At 52.3% G+C, this 1,384-nt stretch carries 2 protein-coding genes; both read left to right on the top strand.

Annotated elements, in window-relative coordinates; translation table 11 throughout:
* On the top strand, positions 1-415 hold a 415-nt coding region (locus tag IQ219_RS19610), incomplete at its 5' end, for a cobalt chelatase (RefSeq protein WP_194073729.1).
* 143 nt (positions 416-558) lie between these two features.
* A complete protein-coding gene (locus tag IQ219_RS19605; protein WP_194073728.1) occupies positions 559-1,317 on the top strand; it encodes a DUF928 domain-containing protein in 759 nt (252 codons plus the stop codon).
* Positions 1,318-1,384: the final 67 nt, after the last annotated feature.

The raw sequence follows: 1,384 nt of genomic DNA, 5'->3' as shown, positions 1-1,384 counted from the left end.
GTTGCCCGGAAATTTTCCCTCCCTGCGGGTTTGTAATTTGCTTAATTTACAACAGTCCTTTTCCCTCGATGACTACGGCGATCGGGTGTTGAGCCATGCGGAGGTGATTGTGGTGCGGCTGTTGGGGGGAAAAAGTTATTGGCCCTACGGCTTAGAAGTGTTGGGGGAGCTAACGCAAACCAAACCAGAGTTGAAACTATTTGTCTTGCCGGGGGACGATCGCCCGGATCCATCCCTGATGGACCAGTCCACGGTGCCCCTCACCGCAGTTCACTCCCTATGGCAATATTTTGCTGAGGGGGGAACGGAGAATATTCGTCACGGCTTAATGTGGTTAGGGGATTATGGTTTTGGCTGCAATTATCAGCCCCCTGGCCCCCAAATAGTACCAAAAGTGGGAATTTATCGTCCTTAAACGGTTTTTGCTCCACTGCAGACCCCTTAGCCTCCAGCCAAGGAGAATTTTCACTGGTCAGTCCTGCCACCGAACATCCCCTCGTTGCCCTGGGTAGACCTAGGCTAAGCTGGAACAATAAGTCCTCAATCCCTAAATTTGCCATGGTTAATCATCCTTTCCATCTTTTTTTAGCCACTGCCCTAACCTTTACGGTGACTGCCCCCCAGACCATTGCTTCTGGCGTTGATGATTTGTCCTTTGGTTTGACCCCAGAAGAAACCCTAGTTAGCTTGAAATTCCCCCAAGCTGGCGATCGAGGCACAACCCAAAGCTCCGGAGGGGGAGGCACTAGGGGGGGCAGTTGTTTTACCCAGGCCAACACCAACCTCAGAATAGTAGCTCCTAGTCAAGATACGTTTACCGCCACGGCTAACCCTAGTCTGTTTGTTTATGTACCAGCTAACAGAGGGGTGGAAGGGGAATTTGTCCTCGTAGATGGGGCCGGGGAATTAATCCATAGCCAAACCGTAGCGGTACCGGAAGGAGAAACTATTTTGGCGATCGCCGTTCCCACAGAAATAGCGCTGGAACCGGGCGGCGAATATGCCTGGGCATTTGCCGTTAATTGCACCATCGATAACCAAGTGGTGGGCAGTGCCGTGGAAGCGGGACTAGTACACCGGGAGTTGAGCGTTGAGGTAACAGAGGAGATTGAAGAAACCAATGAGCCCCTGGGCAAGGCTACCCTCTATGCCAACCAAGGCATTTGGCAAGACACCCTCATGATTGTGGCCAGTTTGCCGGAACAACGGGAAGAGTTGGTGGAATTGTTAGGCTCCGTGGGACTGGATCAATTCAGCGATGTGCCGATTATTTTTGTCGGTACCGATGAAGCCGGGGACGTGCCCTTGGCCAACTGACCACTGGGGAGCAAATTTTGCCATTCCCCCTGGAGGGTGAAACCGGCCCAATAATAGGGGGAAGCAA

Origin of the sequence: Synechocystis sp. LEGE 06083 (assembly GCF_015207725.1) — a bacterium.
Taxonomy (GTDB): domain Bacteria; phylum Cyanobacteriota; class Cyanobacteriia; order Cyanobacteriales; family Microcystaceae; genus Synechocystis; species Synechocystis salina.
The sequence above is the reverse complement of the archived record's forward strand: the minus strand, read 5'-3'. Positions and strand labels throughout refer to the sequence as shown.

Coding starts and splice junctions, on each gene's coding strand:
- IQ219_RS19605 (WP_194073728.1), top strand. CDS start 559: ATGGTTAATCATCCTTTCCATCTTTTTTTAGCCACTGCCCTAACCTTT.